This window comes from Synechococcus sp. GEYO (assembly GCF_900473955.1).
GTDB lineage: Bacteria > Cyanobacteriota > Cyanobacteriia > PCC-6307 > Cyanobiaceae > Synechococcus_C.
Genome location: NZ_UCNL01000011.1, coordinates 62,776 through 84,968 on the forward strand (window position 1 = coordinate 62,776; position 22,193 = coordinate 84,968).

The window sequence follows — 22,193 nt, forward strand, 5'->3', positions numbered from 1 at the left end:
CGGTCATCGCAACTTTGCGAGAGTTCCCCTGCATCACGGAGGGCGCAGTGGGGATGTTCGGACTCGATCAATACCTGTTAGTGGAGTGGGTCTCTGCCTGGTTGGTGCTGAACTGGGGAGCACACCTTGCCTTGAGCCAAGGCCCGGCTGGAGACAGCAGTGATGGTTCAGCCCGGCGTCAGTTCCCCAAGCTCAGCGACCAGTTCCCTTACGTTCTGCATTCGCTGGCCATTGCCTGGTTGATCCAGTGGTCTTGGCAGCTCCTCCCACCGATTGGATAAGCCAGGAAGCCAGAACACGGATGGCTGGATCACACCGGGTTGATCCGATAGGTATCGGGAAGACGCGCAACCTGGCCCGTGAGCATGCAGTCGACGATGCGATGGATGTAGGCAGCCCGGCGCATGTTCTCCATGGTTTGCCATTTGGCTTCGCCCATGGATTGTCTGGCCACTGCGATGGAGGCAAGTCCGGCGAGATTCTGAGCGCGGTCCATGGGCATAGCCCTGTTGCCCAGGATCAAACCGGCTCGCCGTTCAATGGCAACCCGCAGATCAGTAAACCCCGGCAAATCGCTGTCACGCGTCTTGCGTTTGCAAAACAGCCTCAGCGCACCGGTGGACGGCAGCGCCGCCAACCGACCTTCTGCATATTCTGCCAGGCCTCGATGGCGTTGTGCTGCAGCATCCGTCTCTGACTCTGCGGCTCCGGGGGGTGAGGCCTCACCCAGCGATAGGTGCTCAGAATCACCCACTGACCATGAGCGGTGGAGCGGCCATTGCTGAACCTCACCAGCAGCTGCTCATCACCATTCACCAGCCAGCCATCCCTGCCGGCCTGCAGCGGTGGTTCATGAGTGACCTGGTCCCAGTTCGGCATGCCGGAAAGTTTCGCTGTGATCCTTGGCAACGCGGCCCAGAATTCACAGAACCTCACTCCAGCCAGTGCTTTGCAGCACATGGGCCGCTGCAGCTAGGCGATCAGCTGGGTGAGCAGAGCGGCGGACGCCAGCCCACCGAAGAACAGAAACGTGGGCAGCATGGCCGGCCAGACCGATGGCTGAGTCGGATCGGACATCCGTTGGATCTGCATTTGATGCTGCGAAATTAAAAGGCTCCGGCTCAGCCCAAGGTGATGAGCTGATGGCCCGCAGGTCGTATTTGCTTGATTGCGAGGTATCTGTCCGATGCACAAGCCAGCTGCCTGGTCGATTGCGATAGAGATCCCCGCAACCGGAGCAGACGGTTTTCCCCCTGGAAGATCTCAAGGCGCTGCTTGAGATTTCAAAGGCGTCGGGGGAGGCTTTTCCTGCCTGGGTGCCGGCCAAGCAGGCGGATCAGAATGGGGGAATGGCCCTGCTCTCTCCCGCCTGCCGAAAGGACCTGGACGCCATCGCCATTCCACGCCATGCCAGCTGGGATCCAGTGGGTCTGATGGCCGTGCGCAGCTACGTGCGCCAACAGCTCGCCGCACTCGGGGATGTGGAGGAACACAGCTTCAGGCGCGGCAGCCATGAGGGCGTGAATCTGATCCTGAAACTTCCCGGCCGCAATCCCAGGCGCCGGCCGCTGCTGGTGGGGGCCCATTACGACGGGCCGCTGCAATCGATCGGCGCCGATGACAACGCCAGTGCGGTGGCTGCCCTGCTGGAACTGGGCAGGCGCTGGAGCATTGCACCACCACGGCGACCTGTGTGGCTGGTGGGCTTCGATCTGGAGGAATGGGGCCTGATCGGCAGCACCATGCTGGCCTATCAGCTCAGAGCTGAGCAGCAACGGCTCAAGCTGATGGTGAGTCTGGAGATGCTCGCCTACACCAGCGGCCAACAGAGCTACCCCCACCCCGCCATGGGCAGGCTCTACGGCAACCGCGGCGACTTCATTGCCCTGGTGGCTAATGCCCGCGCTGGCTTGATGCTCTCCAGGCTCACCCATGCCATGGGGCAACACGTGAAAAGCAAAGCTCTGCCGGTGCCGCGCGCTGGCATCGATGTGCCCGGTGTACGCCGCAGCGACCACAGCCCCTTCTGGGATCAGGGCTACAACGCCCTGATGGTGACAGACACATCTTTCATGCGAAACCCGCACTATCACCAGATGAGCGACACGATCGACACGCTTGATCTGCCCTTCCTGGCCTCAGTGATTGATGGGCTGGAGCTGGCGCTGGGAAGGCTTTAAAGCAGGGGCGGCAGCAACTTCCCGGCAGACAGGCTTCGGCTCAGAACAACTTGATCCTGACTGGTGAAGCCAATGGTTTTGACGACGGTTTTGATCCAGAAGGGTTGCTGTTCAGAGAGGAGCCGCCATAACACTCGGTGATCACGGCCTGATTACCACCGAGCACTTCCCTGAAGCTCACATTCAGGTTGACAACAGATGGATTCAGCATCACGGCCTGCGTCGCCAGCACTGCGTATTTGCCCTGCTGTGTGCCATCAACAACCGTTCCTTTTGGCGGTGCCCAGGTGGCTGAAAACGTTCCCCGGGTGACATTGGTGCGAATCGGTTCTTCGCAGTAACCGGCGTTGGTGAGATCGGCACGAATTTTGGCCAGCAGCGCTTCCAGCGTGGTGTTTTGATGCCGGCTATTGAGCGCCAACTGCCCCAACGGATTGGCACTGAACATCAGCTCAGCATTCGATCCCAGACTCGTAGGAAGGGTCTGGAGCAGCTGCTTCACCGGCTCCGCTGAGACAGGGATGACGCCTCCGCTCAACGCGGCGAAAAGCGTTAGCGCTGCGATTCTGCGAATCATGTTCCGATCAGGATCTGATCAAATATCCAAGACTTCATCAGCCCGATCACTGCGCCTTAACTTCTCTTATCCAGTGGCATCAACGGTTGCCTGATCTCAATTCCGTTGCCATCAATGGATTGTGGGAAACGCTCTTGGTGGGGCGCCCACATCATGAGGACGGAGGCGACCCCGGTCGCCCCCCTCTTGATCCAACCAGCTTGAGAGCTCCAGCCTCAGGCGGCCTTGCTCTGCTCAGACTCTTCGGCTTCAGAACGGAGAAAACGCTTGCGCTGCGCTGACTCATAGCCAGACAGTTCAACCTGTTTCTTCTCGATCGGTTTGCGCTTGGTCTTGTCCAACCCCATCAGCAGGGGATGAATTCCTCTTCGGCTCATTGAACTGGTCCGTTTATTTGGTTTCCGCGTCCTGGTCGGCTTGACCATCCACGTCCAGAAATCATGCCGCCTTGAGATCAGCAATGCGGTGTGATTGGAGACAATTGAAACGAATCGGCGATCACTTTTTATGCACTAATCCATCAACAGTCCTAGTGGGTTGTCGCAGCCAGACTGATACCAACCGAAGCACACCGATGCTGTCTTTGCTGGCCACCAGCCTGATCGCCGTTGCGGTTCCGGCCGCCGATCGAGCCTGCCCCAAAGGCGTGATCGATCAGATCGATGGTCTCTACCAATGGCATGTAAAGCCATTCGATGGCAACGAAGACCCCGACAAAGCATTCTCCAGCCAGCGCCAGCGCTTCACACCATCACTGTTCAAGCTGCTGCTGGAGGCCAGACAACTCACGCCCGCGCGTGATGGACGCTTTCTCGATTTCGACGTGTTCAGCAACACACAGGTGGCAACCTACGGAGCCAAGGTCACAGGCTGCAGCGCCGAAAAGGGCAACAGCATCCAGGCTGAAGTGGCTGTGGATGTTGGCCTGCGTGGCCAATCCAGCGGCACCCCGCAAAGGTTGCTCTACGGGCTCAACAACAGCAAGGGCGGCTGGCGCATCAACAACATCACCTATCTCGATGCAAAGGTGTTTGAGCTGAGGTCATTTCTACAGAAGCTGGTCCATCCCACGCCCTGAGCCACGCCCCCGCGCAGACGCTCAGCAGCAACCAAGCTGGTGTGCGAAGCCAACGACGCCACTTGCCAAGCCCTGCCCCACTGCTCAGAGCTCTGCTGCTCGTGCTGAGTGCCGGCAGCCTTGCGGCAGCTGCTGCAGCACCGATCAGCCGCGATGATCCGGAATCCTCCGACCCAGGCCGCAAGCCCATCTCCACAGCCGCTGGCTCTGCGGTTGTGGTCAGCGCCAATCCGCTGGCCAGTTCAGCAGGACTGAGAGTTCTCAAAGAGGGTGGCACCGCAGCCGATGCGCTGGTCACAGCCCAGGCGGTGCTGGCTGTCGTTGAACCGCAGAGCTCCGGCCTCGCCGGTGGTGGCTTCCTTCTTTATTGGGACAGCCAGCAACAAAACCTGGAGGTGCTGGATGGGCGTGAAGTCGCACCACGTAGCAGCCGGCCCGGCGATCTGCTGACGCCAACCGGAAAACCCTTGCCCTGGCGCGAGGCCACAGCACGACTCAATGCCATCGGCATCCCCGGAACCGTGGCGCTGCTCTGGGAGGCCCATCAGCAGTTCGGACGGTTGAGCTGGGGCCGCACGCTGCAACCGGCGATCCAGTTGGCCAGCGATGGCTTCCTTCCCAGCCCGCGGCTGCTGCGGTCGATCAACCTGGCCCAGCGCATCGGGGTGGGGCACAACACAGCATTCACGGCGCTCTACCTTCCCGGCGGCAAGCCACCACCGGCCGATCAAGCCTTCCGCAATCCGCAGCTGGCACGCACGCTGGAAGCACTGGTGCAACACGGCGGTTCTGATTTTTATCGCGGAGCCCTGGCCCGGCAGATCCTGCGGGAGATGGCCAGGCTGCAGGCCGGCGACCCTGACTTCCGCGGCTGGAGCCCAACAGACCTCTCCTCCTATGCGGTGCTGCGCCGCCAACCGCTCTGCAGCGAGCAACTGAAGCACCGGATCTGCACGATGCCGCCGCCGAGCAGTGGTGGCGTGGGCTTGCTGCAGACCCTCTCCCTGCTGAACCAGTCCACGGATCTGCCCGGCTCCAGCGCCGCTGATCCGCAAACCTGGCGGCAACTGGCCAGAGCCCAGGCCTGGGCTGATGCCGACCGCCTCTACTGGGTGCATGACCCGATAGATGGTGGTGGTCCCGCCGCGGCCTTGCTGGATCCGGCCTACATCAAGGGGCGTGCAGACATGATCAAGGCCAAACCCGCAGCCGAACCCGCACCGGGGCTGCCGCCAGGGATCGGTCGCTACCCCTATGGCCGCCCGAACCAGGGCCGCGAACAGGGCACCACCCAGGTCACGATCGTAGACCGGTTCGGCAACATCGCCAGCTACACCTCCTCGGTGGAGACGGTGTTCGGCAGTCGGCACCTGGTGGCCGGCATGGTGATGAACAATCAGCTCACCGATTTCGCCTTTGAGCCTCAGGTTGACGACCAAGCGGTCGCCAACCGCCGTCTGCCGGGCCGGCGGCCGATGTCGTCGATGGCGCCCACACTGGTGTTCAAGCAGGGCCAGCCGGTGCTGGCGCTCGGCAGCCCGGGAGGCCGCAGCATTCCTCATCTGCTCAGCCGGGTGCTGCTGGCCTCACTGGTCTGGAACGAATCACCGCAGCGGAGCGTGGGCATGCCCCATCTCTCCAGCCGCGGCCAAGGGCTTGTACTGGAACAGGATCCACCGATCCCCTGGCCGCTGCCGCTGGATCAGCTGCAAACCAGCGATCAACCCGCACGCCTGCAGCGGGTTGGCAGCGGCACTGCTCTGGTGCAAAGGATCAACGGCCGCTGGCATGGGGCGGCTGACCCACGCCGGGAAGGCACAGCGCTGGCCATCGCTGATCTGAGTTCACGCCATTCCAGATGTCAACCGCAGGATCTGAAGTCAGACCCTTAACTGCCAATCGCCAGCTCCTTCGCTAAAAAAAATTTGACTACTGACCTAGCTCAATGAGCTCCCTTGCATGGCCTGGTGATTACGTGTCAGCCGATGGAAGCGGATTAAATATTCGATCTCTGCTGGATGATTTCAAGAAAAGCAGCGGTTTATTAGATATTAATGCTGATGAGAATTCTATTTTTCGTTCGACTCTGGAGGCCTTGACCTGGTCTTATCCACTCAATCAAACTTACCGTTTATACAACCTAAATACCCGCACTCAGGCGCCTGCAAACTCACTTTTTAAGCCTAGTTTTGCAGCAAGCTGGTTGAATCAGAGTTCGTCGCCAGCACCCAATGCTTCGGTGCTCTACATGCCCGCATGGCTTGACCTCAGAAAGGTTGATGAAACCGATCACGGGGAACAGGTTTTGCAGCTCCCTAAGAATCCTGATGATGCCTACTACATCCTCGCAGTTCTGGATGCTTACATCAACACTGTTGGATCATTTGGGCCCAGAACGATCCCCAAGGGTGGATCTGAGTTTCCCCAACAGATTCTTTTGATTGGGCCTGACAGCACGTATTACGGAAGGGGCCTTCAAGAAGTCACCATCCAGGGGGCCAAGTTGCCGGTGCTCCCGGTGGATACATCCTTGGCTTGGATCACGGCACGGATCGATACCAACACGCTGGACGCCGATGCGATGACAGCCACGCGTGCTTTCATCAACGGCAGCAAAGATGATTTGGGTAGCGGTTTTCAGCTCACATCTCTGAAGGACTTCAAGGAAACCGGAGTCGTCCCTTACTCCAAACCAATCAGCCAATCATCGACGAATCAAGCAGCAAGCAGGACATGGGGAGAGATCCCCACGCATGCTGTGGAGTTCTTCACGCAAGTCTCTAAAGCACTGGCACTCAATCCTGTCCCTGCTGAACTTGAGACCAATGTCACACCTCCCCCTTATCAAATCTGGATCGGGAACCAGAACTCGCTACAGAATTCCGACACGCCTTACCAGCCTCCCTCTGCTCTTACACCTGAAGACCGGGCTGACCTCAATGAGCGTTTTGCCACGATCGGCTTCAATCTGGAGACAGGTTTTTCCCTTCCCGCCAACTGGACAGCTCAAGAAAGAGTTGTCTTCCAGGAGGCCTATCGCTACGGCCTTAATCTGCTGAATGAAGCCACCACAGCATTGGTGGAAGGCAACGTGGATGTCAACAATGGCTGGAACATCTCCAACAAAGATATCGGGGTTTACCCCAACACTTGGAGTTCATGGCTAGTTCGTGCTGGTGTTGCTGTTCAAGGAGGTGCAGCCAATATCCCCAATGACGCTGTCTATCCCACCACCGAAATCGACAACGAAGGAAATACACTCACCAGTGCCTACAACTACCAAATTGTTCTGCCGGCACGAGCAGAGAAAGCTCCGCCCGAAACCGAAACATATGGTCCGGCCCAGGGCTTCTGGGCCTTCACGATTTACCAACCAAACCCAGGGAATGCTTACCAGCCTTTCTTGATTGAGAACGCCATACAGAACACGGCCTATTCACCTATCAATGCCACAGCCAAGCTCACAGCGGATGGGAGGCTTTTAACAGCAAAACCCGGAAATTGGAATCGGGGAACAGCTGTTGGCACAGCCCTGCTGACAGGCTCTACAAATGGCGTGAACGGCCTTGATGCCAACACGATTTACTACGTGAATGAAGCTCAGGAGATCGGCAACGAACTCTTTCTCTCGCTGTCATCTGAGTATCAATCATCTTTCGCCAGCAACGGAATCCCGATTGGTGGTGCTGGATCCCCCACCCCTGGCTCGGAGCTCTCGCTCAATGGCGCACCTGGCAGCAGCCTGTCGTTTGGATGGATTAACCCCGTCGCTCAACTCGGATCTAGTCAGTTGGCAGATGAAACCAATGCCAGCACGACCCTCGCCATCGAGAGCGATGGATACCTCGCTCTCAGCCTCTCAAGCTTCGAGCCTCAATCCAACGTGCAGAACTGGCTTCCCATCCCTTCGATCACCGGTTCGGGGTCGTCCAACCCAGCCAATGCCAGTGAATTCCAGGTAATGGTCCGCTACTACCTGCCGAAAACGGACACACCATCGGTTCTCGCGCCCAATAACCGACGGCGTGAGTCTGCCGACCTTTACGTGCCTCCAGTGATCCAGCGTCTTGGTCTCAACCGCCTCTATACCTGGGATCTCCTGAGCGACTCCGCTGAAGAACGGGTGAAAGCCGAAGATGCCGCATTCGGATCCACCAACCCACTCGACGTCACTTCGGTGTTCAACGGCGATGTCGTTGGAGCCCTGATCGACCTCAGCATCCTGCCCCAGGCCCTCAACGGCCAGACCGCAACGGTGAATTACAGCTACTCCCGAAACGGCTCCTACGACAACCGGCTCTTCTTCTATGCCATCGACGACATCACCGGCAGCATTGATGGTGTCCTTCCCGATGAGATCGGCTACCTGGACCAGGCCTGGGAGAGTCGGGTGCACCCCGAGGCTCCGATTGAAACGAGCCTCGGTTCGATCCAGGAAGGCGCCATCGAGCTGAAGACCGGTCAGCTCTACGCCCCGATCGTGCACAACGGAGAAGGGTTGATGTTCACGGCATTCGACAGCGCCAATGCAGGGGACTACCGACATTTCGATCTCCTCAGCGGCAGCAGCTTCGCCTTTGAGGATCAGCGCATTGGCGGCGATGAGCATGACCGCAATGACGGGCTGTTCACGATTCATTCGATTGACCTTTGAGCGAAGGCGCCACCCCCCGTTCATCTTGATGGAGTGGGATCTGACTGCGACCTAGCTCGCTAGCCAGGGCCAGTTGATGCCCAGGGTCTCCAGCGGATCCATCACCAGCTTGTTGAGGGCACGACCCAGCAGCACCTGCGGTTCATCCGTCCGGATCGGAATCACAGGATGCTGGCGACTGCGGGGCACGCTGTCGCCGCGCACGATGCCGCGACGCAGCAGCGAGTTGCCCGCTTCCAGACCGCACACATAGGCGCGTTCCTGGCACAACCCTTTTGCGCCATGTTCCCTCTCACTCATCCGCACCCAGTCACCGGCGCAGACCACCGGCGCCAATGAGGTTTCCAGCGGCGGCCGCTTGCTGAAGCTTCCCGGTGAGAACAGCGACACCGAACGCGGATAGCGCCGCACCTCCTGATCCACCACCTTGGCCTCGCCAAAGGCGGGCTGCGCCATCGGCAGCAGATCCTGCATCAGGCAATCGACGATGGCCTGATCGCTCAATTCGGCGATCGCGGTGGCGTTGTAGAAGTCGCTGGCGATCACCGATCCCTGAGGGGTCTGACCACCCCAGAGCTCAGGCTCCGACTGCTTCTGCAGCTGATCCAGCATGAAGAAGGTGGCACCGGAGCCTTGCAGTGCACTGAAGCGCGAGAACACATTGGCGGGATCGGCAACCGGCACGTAGCGATCCAGCCACAACCGCACCGACACCACGTCGATCGTTCCAAGCGTGCCGGCCTGAACCAGCTCCGGTGCCAGCACGCCGCACTGCGGCGACTGCGCCATCAAAGAGCCCATGCCCTTGGCACCCACGGCCAGTACCACCGCATCCACGTCATCGAGCACAGCGCTGCTGCCTGTCATCACGTTGCGGGTTTCCAGCGATCGGATGCTCTGGCCATCGGATGAGACATTCAACTTGCTGGCCAGGGTGCCGCCCAGCACCGTGAGCTGATGGCGCTCACGCAAGCGCTCACTGAGCGGCGCAATCAGCTGTTCAGCAATACTCTTGGAGCGGATCCAGCGCACATCAAACGAGTCCTGATGGGCCAGGGCGTAGTAGTAGAGCAGCTCCATGGTCACCGCTGCTGAGAGCTCCTCCGGCGGCTTGAACAGTCCCACCAGCAGCGTTGGGCGCAGGAAGTCGTCGATCATGCGATCACTGATGCGCAGCTGTTTGAACAGCGTCAGCGCATCGATGGCGTCGTAGCTCCGGTACACCGCATCACTGCGGTTGAGATCGAGCATGGCGTAAAGCAGGCCGGCGATGCTGAGCCGATCCGGCACCGGCAGTCGCTTGAAGTTCTTCACTGTGGCCAGCACCTGACCCACCGGACTGGGCAGCTGTGGCGCATCACCAAAAACCGGTGCGGTGGCCTCCAGCCCATCCGGCGACCAGAAGGCACTGGTGGTGAAGTCGGTGTAGATCGAACCGAGCCCCAGTTCATCGGTGAGTGAATTGATGTTGGGGTAGTCCTTCCAGAAGCCGCGGGTGCCGGCCTCGAACGGCTTGCCGCTCTCGGTGGTGATCGGCTCACTGCCGCTGGGATCCGCCATCCCATCGATCAGGGTCACGCGCACGCCTGCTTCGCAGAGCGCCTTGGCGGCACCCCAGCCGCCCCAACCGGCGCCGACCACCACCACATGCGATTGCTGCTGCGCTGAAGAACCCGTTTCGACCATGAAGCTGCTGTGCGTGCGCTCAAGTTAGGGAGATCAACTGCTCCGACAGCTGCCACAGCTCCCTGCCCTTCTGCAGATCAGCACCTTCAGCACTGGTATCGGTGGGCTCCAGCCGATGCCCACCGAAGCTCACCACCTTGTTGGTGAAGTAGTTGAACCCCGGCGCGACCTCCGGATCGCAGACCAGCTGCGCCAGGAGGCGGCCGGCATTTCCGGGCGATTCGGTGATCCGCAGCAGATCGCGGGCCACAAAGGCAAACGCCCCCATGCCCAGTGGATTGCTGCGCTTGTTGTATCGGAAAAAGCCACCGCTGTTGCGCGTGATCACCAGACCGGGGCTCCAGGCGATTACCGGCAGAGCGCCCTCCAGCTGCCGGTTGAGCTCCCGCGCCATCAGCACATTGCAGAGCTTGCTGTCTTTGTAGGCCTTGTTGCCATCAAAGCCTGGGCTGCCATTCACCATCGCGAAGCCCGCCCCGGCACGCAGTCCCTCCAGATCGCCGAGATCCGCAGGCTTGCCCACCTTGCCGGCACCGCTTGAGGGGTTGTGCACCTCCGAAGCGGTGATCACCACGCGCGGACTGTTGGCCTGGTGCAACAGCGGCAGCAGCCGCATCGCCATCAGCTGATGGGCCAGCTGATTCACCGCAAAGGTGAGCTCGATGCCCTGCGCCGAAAACTGCGCCTCGGAGGCACCGGCATATTGCAGACCGGCATTGAGCACCAGCGCATCCAACGCTGTGCCGCGATCCACAAGCTGGCTGCAGATCGCGGCAACGGCCCCGAGATCTGCCAGGTCGCAGATCAGGGTATGAACAGAACCCGGCAGCAGGCTGCGGGTCTGATCGGCCGTGGCCTGGTTGCGGCAGACAATCGTGAGCTGATGCCCCTGGGCACTGAGAACTTTCGCCGCCTCAAAACCCACGCCGGAGCTTCCTCCGGTGAGCAAAACGCGTTGGGATGCAGGATCAGCCATGAAGCTGGAACACGTAGAGCTCGGCGTCACGATCGCTTACCACATAAACCCTGCCACGTTCTGAATCCACGGCGATGCCTTCGGCTTGACGCACTCGCTTGGATTGACCGCCGTCATTGAGCCGCAGATCCAGGCGCTGCAGCACTTGATCGCGATTCCAGTCGTAATGAAACAGGCAATGTCCCTTGTCGCTGGCAATCCAGAGCGTGTCGCGCTGGCTGTCGTAGCTCAGCCCGGAGAAGTCGAGCCTGCGTCGCCCAAGCTTTGGGTGGGAGAAGCCGTTCGCCGTCGTCAGCAAACGCGACGACAAGATCGTGCTGCATTCAGCATCGAGTTCGATCAGAAGCCCGGGTCGTCCTTCCTTGACCACGAACAAATGCTGGTTGGTGCTGTTGACCATGATCCCCTCCAGACCCTTGTTATCCGGCTCGCTCGGGAAGTGGATCGCAACACTGGCGTAATTGGCCATCTCAGCCAGGGGGCGATGCTGCAGTTCGCGGCCACTGGCCAGATCAACGCTGATCACGGTGTTGCTGTCTTCCTGCACCGCGAACAGTTGTTGGCCGTCGCTGCTGAGAGCGAGGCCCTCCAGATCCGACACGCTCACAAAGAACGACTCACTGACCGACACCCGGCCCTCGAGATCCATGCAATAGATGGCCTTGGTGTCGTCGCTGACGGTATAAAGCGCCGTGCCATCAGCATTCAGGCTGAGCCCTGAGGGTTCATTCAGGCCCAGGCCTGGATCACGGATCTTGTGCCTGCTGATCAGCTCAAGGCGGAACGGTCCCATGAGCGACGTGGAATTCATGGCAGTTGATGTCCCCGTAGCTGGATTGATTCCTTTGAGACGGTGACTGGTTTGGGGCTTGGCAGCTCCACCAACGAGAGACGCTCCAACCGCTGATCCAGCGGTCAGCGCCATCGCCAAAAGGGAGCGTCGACGCATCGATCTGCTGAGCAGTTGAGGAGATAGTGCTTGCGAAATTCTGACGCAACACAATGTGAACGCTAATGAGAATCACTTGCTCCAAGCAGAGCCACCATGCTTTGTTGAGACTGAATCTCAGATGCAAGGACAATGCTTCGGCTGTTCGGCGATCGTCAATCCCTGCTGGAAGCACTGATGCAGGACTGGGCTGAGGCTCAGCTGCAACTGCCCAGCTCCAGCGAAATCCCCCAGCGCCTGCGCATCCAACGCAGACCGCTGCGCTCCTCCGGAAGCTGAGCTCAACGGAAGAATTGCCAAAGTTGCTCAGTTCCCCCTCCAGGCTCTCTAAGGTCTGAACTTCAGGAATTCGTTCTGTAGGAGGAATTGCGCGATGTCTGAAGGCAAGCACAAGTTCGAGGAGTATGAACTCCCTTACGGCACCAACGAGAAGCACACAACAGAAGAGTTTGACCCCAAAAAGGATGCTGGGGTGAACAACCCCGACAGCCGTCACCGCGACAAGGTGCTCGACGAGATCTGCGATACCCATCCCGGCTCACCGATGTGCAAAGTCTTCGACGAGTGAAGCTCTGACCATCTCGCCTTACCCCCACCAGGGCGTGGGGGGTTTTTGTGGCCTGAATACTCAGACCGCATACAGCAGAGGTCGTTCAGCGGATGCTGTCGAAGGCCTTGGCCCGCACTTTGCGGAAGTTGGGCGCAGGGTTGGCCGTTGATCGGGTGATCGCCAGGATCAGGCCACCAATCAGTGCCAGGTTCATCAGAAAAGGCACCGCCTGAAACGGGGATGCATAGAAGACCAAGGTGGTGGGCACCAGGAACACCAGCAGCAGTGAAGCGCCCAGAATCGTGTCGGCGCCGAACACCAGCATGATCGAACCAGCGATCAGCACGAGAATCGCTGCAAACAAAAGCACATTCGCCAGCGGCTCGGGGATTCCCTTGGAAGCGATCCGAGCGGCGTTGCCGGCGAAGTCGGTGAATTTGCCGGGCAGCGCGTTCACAAACACGGCGGCGATAAATACGCGGCCCAGGAAATCCAGAACCCGGTTGGGCGAAACGGGGGTACTCATGTCGATCGAGCGGTCACAGGCACCGCCTTGGTAGTGGTTGAAACAATAGTGACCAAGTCGAGTGAAGCCATGCGAGCCCCCGTTCTGTCGCTGATCGCCATCACCAGCCTGCTGGTTCCGGGAGCCGCGGCCCTGGCTCACGGCAACCACGAACCCCAAACCGTGACGCCCGCCCGCGAACAACGCCCAGCACCCCGTGATGCTCCATCCACCACCACAAAGGTGAGCGTGGAATCGCTGGGCAGCCTGGATCTTTCCAGGGAATTCGCCGCACTGCAAGGACGGGTGCTGCGCACCAGGCGCATCACGATTGGTCCCGGTGGATCAGTGGCCTGGCATCAGCATCAGCAACGGCCCGGTGTTGCCTACCTGATCAACGGATCCCTGATCGAGATCCGCGATAACGGAACAGGTCCCCGTGCGATTCAGCGCAAGGCCGGAGATTCCGTCTTCGAATCCACCGGTGTGCTGCACGGCTGGAGAAACGACTCAGACCAACCAGCCACCGCCGTGGTGATCGATCTGGTGCCGCAGACGCAGCCATGACAGCCAGGATCAGCTGAAGCGCTCAGCCATTCATTCGTCCCACTCAGTGGTGGGCATCCCCTCCACTGAGGCCACCATCACCCACACGACCGTGGGCTTGTCGCTGTTGTTCTGCACGAAATGAGGTTCCTCGGAGCCTTCGATGAAACTTTCACCGGGCTTGAACACGGTGCTCACCTCCGTGCCATCCGGCTGAACCCGCGTGTTGAGAAGATCCCCGGATTCGAAGCCCTGCACATGCACCAGCATCGGAGCGGGGTGGGTGTGCACAGGAATCTTGCCGCCCACTGGGATTTCCACCCGATACAGGCGCAGCTCCGGATTGCCCTCGGGGTAGCTCAAAGCAGTGCCGTTGAGCGTCTTCGAGCCTTTGAACACCTCCTCGATCTTGACCTCAGTTGAAGCAGGCTCAGCAGGCGCAGCAGCCTGGGTGGTTTCACTTCCCCGGTTGGAGCAGCCAGCAACACCCGTGATCAGAACAGAGACTGCCGCCAGGGCGGGGAGAACGAACTTACGCATGGATTCAGAGGTCAAAACAAACACCTTGATCAGTGTGACCATGAATTAGTCAGCAGACCCCGCTCAAGCGAAAATCAACCAAACAACAGTGAAGTGATGGCCGGATTTAATGCATCCACACCGTTCATGTTGCTGGCCCGCATTCATGTGAAAGCGGGCTGCGTGGATGCCTACCTGAAGCTTGCCGAAGCCACCGATGCCGCCGTTCAGGCCAGTGAGCCGGGCATGCTGCATCACACCTTTGATCAGGATCCCGACGATCCCCAGGCTTTCGTCTGGTCAGAGGTGTATGCCAACGATGCAGCCTTCGCGGCCCATGTGAGCAATCCACCGGTGCAGGACTATCTGCAACAACATGCCGAACTCGGTGATGGCTTCAGCATCGAGGTGTATGGCACCGTTGGCGACGAATGCCGCGCCCTGATGGAGTCGTTCGGGCTACCACTGAAAATCTTCGCCAGCAAGCTGGGCTACAGCCGCGTCTAATCGTGCCGACAACTTGAGGAGTTTTCACGACCACAAGTGCCCGCACTTGATGGATGGTTGACGTCCGTATCAGTGATGCAAGCACTGCTGAGATCCGAGGATTCGGCTTGACCGCGATCAAGAGTCATATCAAGACAACCAAGAAAATGCTTGGTTTCTTGGTTGAGGTCGCCCTGGATCAAACCTGGCAGTCAGCCGGCAAGAGTCGCGGTGAATCAATACAACACCAGAACGATTTCAACGGCATTGAATTCAGCAGAAACGAATTCAGCAGAGCAGGGATTTTCACCGATTCATCTCGAAACTTCACACATCAATTGAAACGCCGTGAACTTCCATTGCTGCATCAGCACAGGTTCTCAACAACACATACCTTGAGGTCCAACTGGGCCAGGCGATGAAAACCGCTCTCATCCCTGAATTTGAACAGGAACGCCTCAAGGCCCTGAGTGAATACAGGATTCTGGGCACGCGCCCTGAGCAGTCGTACGACGACATCACACACATGGCCTCTCTGGTGTGCGAAACACCGATTGCACTGCTGAGCCTGGTGGACAGCGAGCGCCAATGGTTCAAATCAAAGGTGGGAATTGAAGCCGAGGAAACCCCCAGAGACTGGTCGTTCTGTGCCCATGCCATCCACACCGACCAGCCCCTGATCGTGACCGATGCGCTTCGCGACGATCGCTTTGTCGATAACCCGCTCGTCTGCGGCGATCCAAAGATCAGGTTCTACGCCGGCTTTCCGCTCAACAACGAAGCAGAGCACCGCATCGGCACCCTGTGTGTGATCGACCGCAAGCCGAGCCAGCTCTCAGACAATCAGATGCAGATCATGAAAGCCCTGTCCAGACAGGTGGTTTCGTTCCTTGACCTGAGAAAACGATCGATCAATCTGCTCGAGTCGTTCTGCTCTGAGAGCCAGCCATCGGGAATCATCTCCACCTGCAGCTACTGCCGCAAAGCCAAGGATGAGCGTGGCAGCTGGGTTCATCTCGATCAGTACCTGGCCAAACGCAGCACCCTGAACTTCTCCCATGGCATCTGCGACAGCTGCATTGAAGAGCACTTCCCGGAAGTGTTGGAGGCCTGGCAGGCAAAGAGTCGGGAGTCTGGGAAAGACGTTCAGAAACCAGCACAGGTGATCAGTGATTGAGGCTGATCAGGCCAGCTGCCGACCTTTCCAGGTCCAGCCGCGGCCGGTGAGCGTGCGCCACACCGACACCGGTCCGATCGCCCCCAGCAGCAGGCCGCCGGCACCCATCAACCACCAGTAGGTGAGCGGAACATCAAAGCGCCGGCGTTGCCAGAAGCGCAGAGCCAACTGCTGCCCAATCCCCAGCAATGACAACCCCAACAACACCAGCCACCAGAGCGATAGCTGGGGCAACAGCCAGAGCAACACAAGCGACGAGGGCAGCAGCAGCCAGGGAGCACTGAACATCAGCACCACCACACCGGCGGCAGCCAGTGCCTTGGCCACGTCGCGATCGAGACCGATCAACCAATTCTTGGTCCACCCCTCCCAGAGCGATGCCAGATCGGCATACATGCGCAGATCCACTGCATCCAGACCGAGCAGGTAGCGCAAGCGAAAGCCACCCTCCTTAATGCCCCTTGCAAGGGCCAGATCCTCCACCACCTCTGACGCGAGAGCGCGATGCCCGCCAATGGCCTCATAGGCACTGCGGCGGAACAGCATGAAAGGCCCTGCCGCAAACGCCACCTCTGAATCAGGGTCATTGGTGGCCTCAATTGGAAACCCCAGCCCCAGAAGGCTGGCCATGATCGGTTGGACCATCCATTCCGCCACGCAGCCGCAGCCAAGCCGCGGCGCCAGGCTGAACAAATCGGCCTCCTCCCGGATCGCCTGAGCCAGCGCACGGCGCAAGGCCCCGGGCTGCAGACGCACGTCGGCATCGATGAACAGCACCCAGTGGCTGCGCACCTGCTCCATGGCTCGGGTGCAGGCCCAGTTCTTGCCCACCCAGCGCTCACCGGCAGGACGGGGGCCGGCCCTAAGCAGTTCAAACGGCAGCCCAGCAGCGTTCGAATCACTGGCTGTGCTCGCAGCTGCTGTGCGCATTGCTCGTTCGGCGGTGAGATCCGTGGACTCGTCATCCACCACCAGCACCTGCCAGTCATGGCAGGGAGGATCACTTGCCAGCACACTGCTCAGGCAAGGACCGATGTTGTCGGCTTCGTTGTAGGCGGGGATCACCACACACAGCGATGTGTCCGCTGGATCAAGTTCAGGCTCTGCCTCCAAGCAAGGGGCGATCGAAAACACCCGCTGCAACCCCACCAGGGCAATCAGCAAACCAGCGCAGGCGGCAAAAGCGGTGGCCACCAACAACAGGGCTGTGATCAGCAGAGGGTCCAAGAGAAAATCCGAATCGATCTCTCCAGGAAATCACCCAGGGCTGCTGAACAAGCAACGCGAGTCAACAGGAGGCGAAATCCAATGATTCAGTTCAACAGCACAGCCCCTGTCGCCAGCAGATCACGGCGATAGCGGCCGAGAGCGGAGCGACTCACATGGGCGACCTGGGAGCAGCCATTCCTCCAGAACTGCACGCACACCTGATCCTCCGCATCAATATCCTCCGCACAGCTGTTGATGGATCGACTGGAGGAAGTGCTCTTGGAGCAAGAGGCAGAACCCATGGATCAGCAACAGGTGGTGGAATGACACCTCAGCTGAACCGCCGCTGATGTGTGGTCGAGGACAGATCAGAGATCCGGGTTCCATCGCCGTGATGAACCGGTATCCGCTGCCACGAATCGGAACTTTCATCCAGGTTGAACAGCTGCGGCACGGTTCAGCGTTCTGACTGACCTGCCTTGCCCCCGGATCCACGTCTGTTTCTGTATCCCTGAGCTTCAGCGAGATGGCGCAGAAAAACGATCTGATGACGATCGGGAATTCCTGCGGCCCCGATCAAGCCCAGCAGCCCGAACAGAAGACCAGCGACAAACCACGACCGGCTGTTGCGAGCCTTCTGCCGGGCAATCGTCGCGGCCAGGAAGGCGCTGGCCAGATGGGAAGCGGCAATCAACAGCAGCAGCATCCAGTCCATGGGCAGAGAGACAGGTCACTTCAACTAGCTAGCCACATCCACAGCACCTGACTCAAGCCGCTGTCAACAACGGCTCGTACATCATGAGGGCATGGTTTTCCACCAGCAGCTTGTTTGAGCTAGAGCCATCTGTATCCTGCCGGATCTGGAAGATCTGATTGTGCCTGGAATAGCCACCCCAGATCTGTTGCTTGATCTGGTGATGGCGCTCTTCCAGGGTGTATGTCGAGGAATAGTTGGTGTCACAGAAAAGCGCACCATGCAAATGCGTCTCATCCAGCCATAAGTGAATGCGAAAGCAATAGGCCGTTTGATTGGTCAACTGCAGATCGACATAGTTGTAGGCCAATGTTGCTCCAGCCCCGAAAGGAATTGATCGATTCACATCAGGAAAAACATCAAATCCATGCCGCCAACGCTCGTTGATCGTGAGTGGACTGTGCCCTGCGATCCAGAACAAAAGATTTCCCAACTGGCAAAGCCCGCCTCCCGGACCTTGAGCAATCCTTCCCTGTTTCAAGACCAAACCATCGAGATAGCCTTTGCTTCTGGTCGGCCGACCCACCAGCTTCCACACTGAAAATGTCTCGCCAGGACGCAACACAACTCGGTCCAATCGGGCAATAGCCAGCTCGAGATTCCTGCGCTTGTTGTGCTGAAGCTGAAGGTCCACTCCTGGCAAGGGACGAAGAATCAAAGACTGATGACTGAACTTCAGATAGTTGATCAATAAGGAGTCCGAGCGTGCAGCCCAGCTCTGGCCACCCATCAACCAGTGGATCTTTCGTTTTGCAATATGGAACTCTCGACCCAGAACATGCCGGATCCTGCTGCGCTGAATCGGTCGGTGAAGTTCAAACATGCCCAACAAAAGGCTGGATCAGAGATCAACCACGAATTTTGAATTGCCACACCGAGACTCGACCATCGGAGTCAATCGCCGCCAAAGCTGTGTCATCGGGCTTCCAACACACCGCACTGATCTTCTCAGCAGTGAAAGCTCCTCCCAGTGGATTGCCATCACCATTGTGATCCAGCAGCCAGACAAACACCGATCCATCCCTTGCACCTGAGGCCAGGATCCGTCCTTCATGCGCAAAAGCCAGGGTGGAAATGGCTTCGGGGTGGAGCACAAGCTGACCAGGCAGTGATCCTTCAGGACCATCACCTTGAAAATTCCAGACAATGATCTGATCACTGCCACCGGTGGCCAGAAACTGACCGCTTTGATCAAACGCCAGCTGACTGGGCTTGCCTGGATAGCCGGTCATCTCAGCATCCATGCCGGTTGAACGGCGCCAGAAATGCACGGAATTGTCCTGGCTACCGCAGGCCACGATGTCTCCGCCGGGACTCAGCACCATGGAGACCAGTGATCCCTGCCATTTCAATTCCTGCGCAACTTGCTGCCTGGTGATGTCAAAGAAGCTGACCTTCCCATAACAAGCGGTGGCGAGCTCATCGGGCTTCGACCAGGCGATCGAACTCACGGTGCTGGGGTGTTCTTCAGTGCACCATTTCTCAACACCATCAGGGTGATAGATGTGAACGTTTTTTGATGCGGCAACCGCCAGCATGTCGCCGCTGCCTGACCAGGCCAGATGCTCAACCCAGCCTCGCCCAGGCTTGATCGAGTGCAGGATTTCCCCCTGCTGACTATCCCAGATCAAGACGCATCCATCCTGGCCGGATGTGGCGAAACGATCCCCTTTCGGATGAATCGCCAAAGCCAGTAAACCGCCCTGGTGAATGTTGTTTTTGGTCCAGATCAGTTCACCGGTCTTGCCTGCAAACAGAGACAGTCCTCCGGCAACATCACCGACCAGCAGATTGTCTCCATCGCCCGTCCATCCACAGGCCAGCGCGTAGTCATCAACCTGGGCAGTCCAACCCTCATGAAGCATGCCCTGGGGGGCAAACGTCTTCAGATCAGGCATTCGTCAAAGTCCTTGCGCATCTGGGCCTCATCGAGATTACGGCCGATGAACACGAGCTGATTGCAGCGCGGCGCATCTCCCCACTCCTGCCCCGGCTGGGCGGTGAACAACATGTGGACCCCCTGAAACACAACTCTGCGGGACTCGTTCTTGTAACTGATGAATCCCTTGGTCCGGAAAATATCAACGCCCTTTTCCGCCAACAGTGTTCCAATCCACTGATTGAGCTTTTCAGGATCAACATTGCCCTGACGCTCAATGGCGATGGAACCGACCTCATCGTCATGCTCGTGCTCTGCAACCCAGACGCGCTCTTTGATCGGACTCACCGCTTGCCCAGCCTTGATGATCTTCAGGTCAAATTCCTCTGCGGTGTGCTGGGCATAGAAACCGATCGTTTCTTCGTTCTTGACTTCAAACAGAAACGACTTCGTCCCCTTCGACTCCAACTCCAGACTGAGATGTTGATTGGCAGCAATTGAATCGCCTGGCTTGAGGGATTGCGCGGACTGGGCGAAGAGCCGAACACACTGCTCTGCGCTTTGCTTCAGCGCATCTTCATCAGCTTTCTGCCCGGGGATGGCAACCAGAGACATCTCAGGATCTGGGCCATCATCGAGAGTCATTTCGTATTTGCCTGGCTCAAGCTGGTACACGCCGGTCCATTCAAAGGGATACTCCGGCTCAAGGAAGGTGGGGCGACGCTCCAGAATCTGGTCAAGATCAAAGGCGCTCAGGTTCAACACCGTTTCAACTGGAACTTCAGCCTGGGTACTGCGCACCACACGGGCCAACGTGTTCATGTCTCGCAGGCGCGACTCAAGCTTCACCAGTGATTCCTCTGGAACAAGATCAGACTTGTTGAGGATCAAAACATCAGCAAACGCCACTTGTTCAGAGCTTTCATTGCTTCGCTCAAGTTGTTGATCAATATGCGCAGCATCAATGAGCGTGACGATTCCATCAAGCGTGAATTCATCACGGATCTCATCATCCATAAAAAATGTTTGCGCAACTGGCCCAGGATCAGCAAGCCCAGTTGTTTCAACCAAGACGTAATCGAATTTGTCACGTCGTTTCATTAGATTACCGAGAACCCGGATCAAATCCCCACGAACAGTGCAACAAATGCACCCATTCGACATTTCAAAAACCTCTTCATCTGCATTGATCACAAGACCTTGATCAATGCCAACTTCACCATACTCATTCTCAATCACAGCAATGCGTTTACCATGTTCTTCGCTGAGAATTTTATTCAATAAAGTTGTTTTTCCAGACCCTAAGTAGCCGGTCAAAATCGTAACGGGTACTTTTTGATACATCTACACTGAGCAGCGTGATTTTCACAACGCTAGTGAGCACGGGCAACCACCGCGATAATGATTATCATTTTTCATTAGTGAGCTCGATCGAGCTCTGAACCTCAAACCCGCCCTGGCTTTCAGAACTGAATGGCTTCTGTGTTTTCGCGTCTGAGCGCAATGTCGCTTCTACTTGGCCTGGTGGCCTGCGGTGCTCCTGGTGTCAACAACACCGATGCAACCGAAAGCAAGGGAGTGAAAGTGGTCACCACGTTTCTGCCGATCACACTTTTCACTGAAGCGGTGGCTGGTGACTGCGCAGATGTCACGGCCTTGATCCCACCCAACCTGGGGCCCCACGACTTTCAGGCCACACCATCCGACCTGACGGACCTCAGTGGCGCGAACGTGTTGGTCAAAAACGGGCTCGGCATGGAGGAGTTCCTTGATGATCTGATCAGCTCCGCTGAAAACAAGGATCTGGTGGTGATTGACTCCAGCACTGGAGTGAAGACCATCAAAGCGGCTGGAGGTGGTCACCACGACGACCATCACGATGATCACCACGACGACCATCACGTCGCTGAGCACCACGACCACGGCCATGGACACAGCCATGGTGAATACGATCCCCACATCTGGCTAGACCCGGTTCGCGCCGCTCAGCAAGTCGAGAACATCAGAGATGGTCTGGTCAAAGCCGATCCCAGTTGCGCTGAGGGATACAAGAACAATGCAGAGCAGTTCACCGCCAAGCTCAAGGAGCTGAACACGGAATTCACCGAGAAGCTCAAGCCCTACAGCGGCAAGACGTTTGTGGCCTTTCACGACTTCGCCACCTATTTCGCCAACCGTTATTCGCTGAAAGCGGAATTCCTGGTTGACCTTCCCGAGATGAATCCCAGCCCGGCCGATCTGCAACGGGTGGCCGCTCAGGTCAAAGCTTCAGGCCTCAAAGCCCTGCTCAGCGAGCCTCAGGAGGGCAAGCGTTCCTTCAATGCCTTGGCGAAAGATCTCGGCGTGAATATCGTTGAATTCAACCCTCTGGAGACCGGCTCAGCAGAGTCCGCCAAAGTGCCTGGAACTTACTTTGAGGTGATGCGCTTCAACGTCAACAATCTGGTCAAAGCCATTGGGGACTGACG

At 58.2% G+C, this 22,193-nt stretch carries 27 protein-coding genes; 12 read left to right on the forward strand and 15 right to left on the reverse strand.

Annotated elements, in window-relative coordinates; all coding sequences use genetic code 11:
- Nucleotides 1-14: 14 nt before the first annotated feature.
- Complete coding sequence (locus tag DXY37_RS11280) at nt 15-281, forward strand: hypothetical protein (RefSeq protein WP_115126761.1); 267 nt, start codon at nt 15-17, stop codon at nt 279-281.
- A 29-nt stretch (nt 282-310) separates the two neighbouring features.
- Here DXY37_RS11280 and DXY37_RS11285 read toward each other — a convergent pair whose 3' ends face one another.
- Nucleotides 311-637 carry a hypothetical protein gene (locus DXY37_RS11285; protein ID WP_115126762.1) on the reverse strand — a complete coding sequence of 109 codons (327 nt, stop codon included), beginning with the start codon at nt 635-637 and terminating at the stop codon, nt 311-313.
- Nucleotides 607-879, reverse strand: a complete 273-nt coding sequence (locus DXY37_RS11290) for a DUF1651 domain-containing protein (protein WP_115126857.1) — start codon at nt 877-879, stop codon at nt 607-609. Before DXY37_RS11290 ends, DXY37_RS11285 begins: the two co-directional genes overlap by 31 nt.
- Before the next feature lie 437 nt (nt 880-1,316).
- Between DXY37_RS11290 and DXY37_RS11295 the strand changes: the two genes are divergently transcribed.
- On the forward strand, nt 1,317-2,180 hold the full coding sequence (locus DXY37_RS11295; RefSeq protein WP_244277104.1) for a M28 family peptidase: 864 nt from the start codon (nt 1,317-1,319) through the stop codon (nt 2,178-2,180).
- Between the two features lie 40 nt (nt 2,181-2,220).
- Here DXY37_RS11295 and DXY37_RS11300 read toward each other — a convergent pair whose 3' ends face one another.
- Together DXY37_RS11300 and DXY37_RS13465 are read right to left on the reverse strand one after the other, a co-directional pair.
- Complete coding sequence (locus DXY37_RS11300) at nt 2,221-2,757, reverse strand: hypothetical protein (RefSeq protein ID WP_115126763.1); 537 nt, start codon at nt 2,755-2,757, stop codon at nt 2,221-2,223.
- Nucleotides 2,758-2,972: 215 nt separating this feature from the next.
- Nucleotides 2,973-3,134, reverse strand: a complete 162-nt coding sequence (locus DXY37_RS13465) for a hypothetical protein (RefSeq protein ID WP_170951877.1) — start codon at nt 3,132-3,134, stop codon at nt 2,973-2,975.
- Nucleotides 3,135-3,331: 197 nt separating this feature from the next.
- On the opposite strand from DXY37_RS13465, the gene DXY37_RS11305 reads away from it, so the two are divergent.
- The 3 genes from DXY37_RS11305 (at nt 3,332) to DXY37_RS11315 (ending at nt 8,489) form a co-directional block, all read left to right on the forward strand.
- Entirely contained in the window at nt 3,332-3,835 is a 504-nt protein-coding gene (locus tag DXY37_RS11305; protein WP_115126764.1) for a DUF3828 domain-containing protein, read from the forward strand.
- A gap of 62 nt (nt 3,836-3,897) precedes the next feature.
- Complete coding sequence (locus DXY37_RS11310) at nt 3,898-5,727, forward strand: gamma-glutamyltransferase family protein (RefSeq protein WP_244277106.1); 1,830 nt, start codon at nt 3,898-3,900, stop codon at nt 5,725-5,727.
- Nucleotides 5,728-6,038: 311 nt separating this feature from the next.
- Complete coding sequence (locus DXY37_RS11315; RefSeq protein WP_170951878.1) at nt 6,039-8,489, forward strand: DUF1254 domain-containing protein; 2,451 nt, start codon at nt 6,039-6,041, stop codon at nt 8,487-8,489.
- 51 nt (nt 8,490-8,540) lie between these two features.
- On the opposite strand, the gene DXY37_RS11320 is transcribed toward DXY37_RS11315, so the two are convergent.
- The 3 genes from DXY37_RS11320 to DXY37_RS11330 are packed head-to-tail and all read right to left on the reverse strand — an operon-like array spanning nt 8,541 to nt 12,100.
- Complete coding sequence (locus DXY37_RS11320; RefSeq protein WP_115126766.1) at nt 8,541-10,175, reverse strand: FAD-dependent oxidoreductase; 1,635 nt, start codon at nt 10,173-10,175, stop codon at nt 8,541-8,543.
- A gap of 19 nt (nt 10,176-10,194) precedes the next feature.
- Complete coding sequence (locus DXY37_RS11325; RefSeq protein WP_115126767.1) at nt 10,195-11,151, reverse strand: SDR family NAD(P)-dependent oxidoreductase; 957 nt, start codon at nt 11,149-11,151, stop codon at nt 10,195-10,197.
- Nucleotides 11,144-12,100: an SdiA-regulated domain-containing protein gene (locus DXY37_RS11330; RefSeq protein WP_244277108.1), complete on the reverse strand. Its 957-nt coding sequence runs from the start codon at nt 12,098-12,100 to the stop codon at nt 11,144-11,146. The genes DXY37_RS11325 and DXY37_RS11330 overlap by 8 nt, the downstream gene beginning before the upstream one ends.
- A gap of 132 nt (nt 12,101-12,232) precedes the next feature.
- Here DXY37_RS11330 and DXY37_RS13470 point away from each other — a divergent pair, with 132 nt between their 5' ends.
- Both DXY37_RS13470 and DXY37_RS11335 read left to right on the forward strand, forming a co-directional pair.
- On the forward strand, nt 12,233-12,379 hold the full coding sequence (locus DXY37_RS13470; protein ID WP_170951879.1) for a hypothetical protein: 147 nt from the start codon (nt 12,233-12,235) through the stop codon (nt 12,377-12,379).
- A 94-nt stretch (nt 12,380-12,473) separates the two neighbouring features.
- Nucleotides 12,474-12,668 carry a hypothetical protein gene (locus DXY37_RS11335; RefSeq protein WP_067093086.1) on the forward strand — a complete coding sequence of 65 codons (195 nt, stop codon included), beginning with the start codon at nt 12,474-12,476 and terminating at the stop codon, nt 12,666-12,668.
- An 85-nt stretch (nt 12,669-12,753) separates the two neighbouring features.
- Here the strand turns inward: DXY37_RS11335 and DXY37_RS11340 are convergent, their stop codons facing one another.
- Entirely contained in the window at nt 12,754-13,176 is a 423-nt protein-coding gene (locus DXY37_RS11340) for a DoxX family protein (protein ID WP_115126768.1), read from the reverse strand.
- A 69-nt stretch (nt 13,177-13,245) separates the two neighbouring features.
- Between DXY37_RS11340 and DXY37_RS11345 the strand changes: the two genes are divergently transcribed.
- On the forward strand, nt 13,246-13,722 hold the full coding sequence (locus DXY37_RS11345; RefSeq protein WP_115126769.1) for a cupin domain-containing protein: 477 nt from the start codon (nt 13,246-13,248) through the stop codon (nt 13,720-13,722).
- 30 nt (nt 13,723-13,752) lie between these two features.
- On the opposite strand, the gene DXY37_RS11350 is transcribed toward DXY37_RS11345, so the two are convergent.
- The gene (locus DXY37_RS11350) at nt 13,753-14,283 is read right to left on the reverse strand and encodes a cupin domain-containing protein (RefSeq protein WP_244277110.1); all 531 of its coding nucleotides are present in this window, start codon (nt 14,281-14,283) and stop codon (nt 13,753-13,755) included.
- Nucleotides 14,284-14,337: 54 nt separating this feature from the next.
- Between DXY37_RS11350 and DXY37_RS11355 the strand changes: the two genes are divergently transcribed.
- The 3 genes from DXY37_RS11355 to DXY37_RS11365 all read left to right on the forward strand — a co-directional run bounded on the left by DXY37_RS11355 (nt 14,338) and on the right by DXY37_RS11365 (nt 15,883).
- On the forward strand, nt 14,338-14,727 hold the full coding sequence (locus tag DXY37_RS11355) for a putative quinol monooxygenase (RefSeq protein ID WP_115126770.1): 390 nt from the start codon (nt 14,338-14,340) through the stop codon (nt 14,725-14,727).
- Nucleotides 14,728-14,834: 107 nt separating this feature from the next.
- Nucleotides 14,835-15,128, forward strand: coding sequence for a hypothetical protein (locus DXY37_RS11360; protein WP_136975609.1), 294 nt, complete (start codon nt 14,835-14,837; stop codon nt 15,126-15,128).
- Nucleotides 15,125-15,883 carry a GAF domain-containing protein gene (locus DXY37_RS11365; RefSeq protein ID WP_115126772.1) on the forward strand — a complete coding sequence of 253 codons (759 nt, stop codon included), beginning with the start codon at nt 15,125-15,127 and terminating at the stop codon, nt 15,881-15,883. The genes DXY37_RS11360 and DXY37_RS11365 overlap by 4 nt, the downstream gene beginning before the upstream one ends.
- A gap of 6 nt (nt 15,884-15,889) precedes the next feature.
- Here the strand turns inward: DXY37_RS11365 and DXY37_RS11370 are convergent, their stop codons facing one another.
- From DXY37_RS11370 to DXY37_RS11395, 6 genes are all read right to left on the reverse strand, one after another.
- A complete protein-coding gene (locus DXY37_RS11370) occupies nt 15,890-17,110 on the reverse strand; it encodes a glycosyltransferase family 2 protein (RefSeq protein WP_115126773.1) in 1,221 nt (406 codons plus the stop codon).
- Between the two features lie 86 nt (nt 17,111-17,196).
- On the reverse strand, nt 17,197-17,394 hold the full coding sequence (locus DXY37_RS11375; protein ID WP_115126774.1) for a hypothetical protein: 198 nt from the start codon (nt 17,392-17,394) through the stop codon (nt 17,197-17,199).
- Nucleotides 17,395-17,549: 155 nt separating this feature from the next.
- Complete coding sequence (locus DXY37_RS11380) at nt 17,550-17,807, reverse strand: hypothetical protein (RefSeq protein WP_115126775.1); 258 nt, start codon at nt 17,805-17,807, stop codon at nt 17,550-17,552.
- Between the two features lie 52 nt (nt 17,808-17,859).
- Complete coding sequence (locus tag DXY37_RS11385; RefSeq protein ID WP_115126776.1) at nt 17,860-18,669, reverse strand: VanW family protein; 810 nt, start codon at nt 18,667-18,669, stop codon at nt 17,860-17,862.
- Between the two features lie 25 nt (nt 18,670-18,694).
- Nucleotides 18,695-19,744 carry a WD40 repeat domain-containing protein gene (locus DXY37_RS11390; protein ID WP_115126777.1) on the reverse strand — a complete coding sequence of 350 codons (1,050 nt, stop codon included), beginning with the start codon at nt 19,742-19,744 and terminating at the stop codon, nt 18,695-18,697.
- Nucleotides 19,732-21,069: a GTP-binding protein gene (locus DXY37_RS11395; RefSeq protein WP_115126778.1), complete on the reverse strand. Its 1,338-nt coding sequence runs from the start codon at nt 21,067-21,069 to the stop codon at nt 19,732-19,734. The genes DXY37_RS11390 and DXY37_RS11395 overlap by 13 nt, the downstream gene beginning before the upstream one ends.
- Before the next feature lie 129 nt (nt 21,070-21,198).
- Between DXY37_RS11395 and DXY37_RS11400 the strand changes: the two genes are divergently transcribed.
- Entirely contained in the window at nt 21,199-22,191 is a 993-nt protein-coding gene (locus tag DXY37_RS11400) for a metal ABC transporter solute-binding protein, Zn/Mn family (RefSeq protein WP_115126779.1), read from the forward strand.
- The last annotated feature ends 2 nt before the right edge of the window (nt 22,192-22,193 follow it).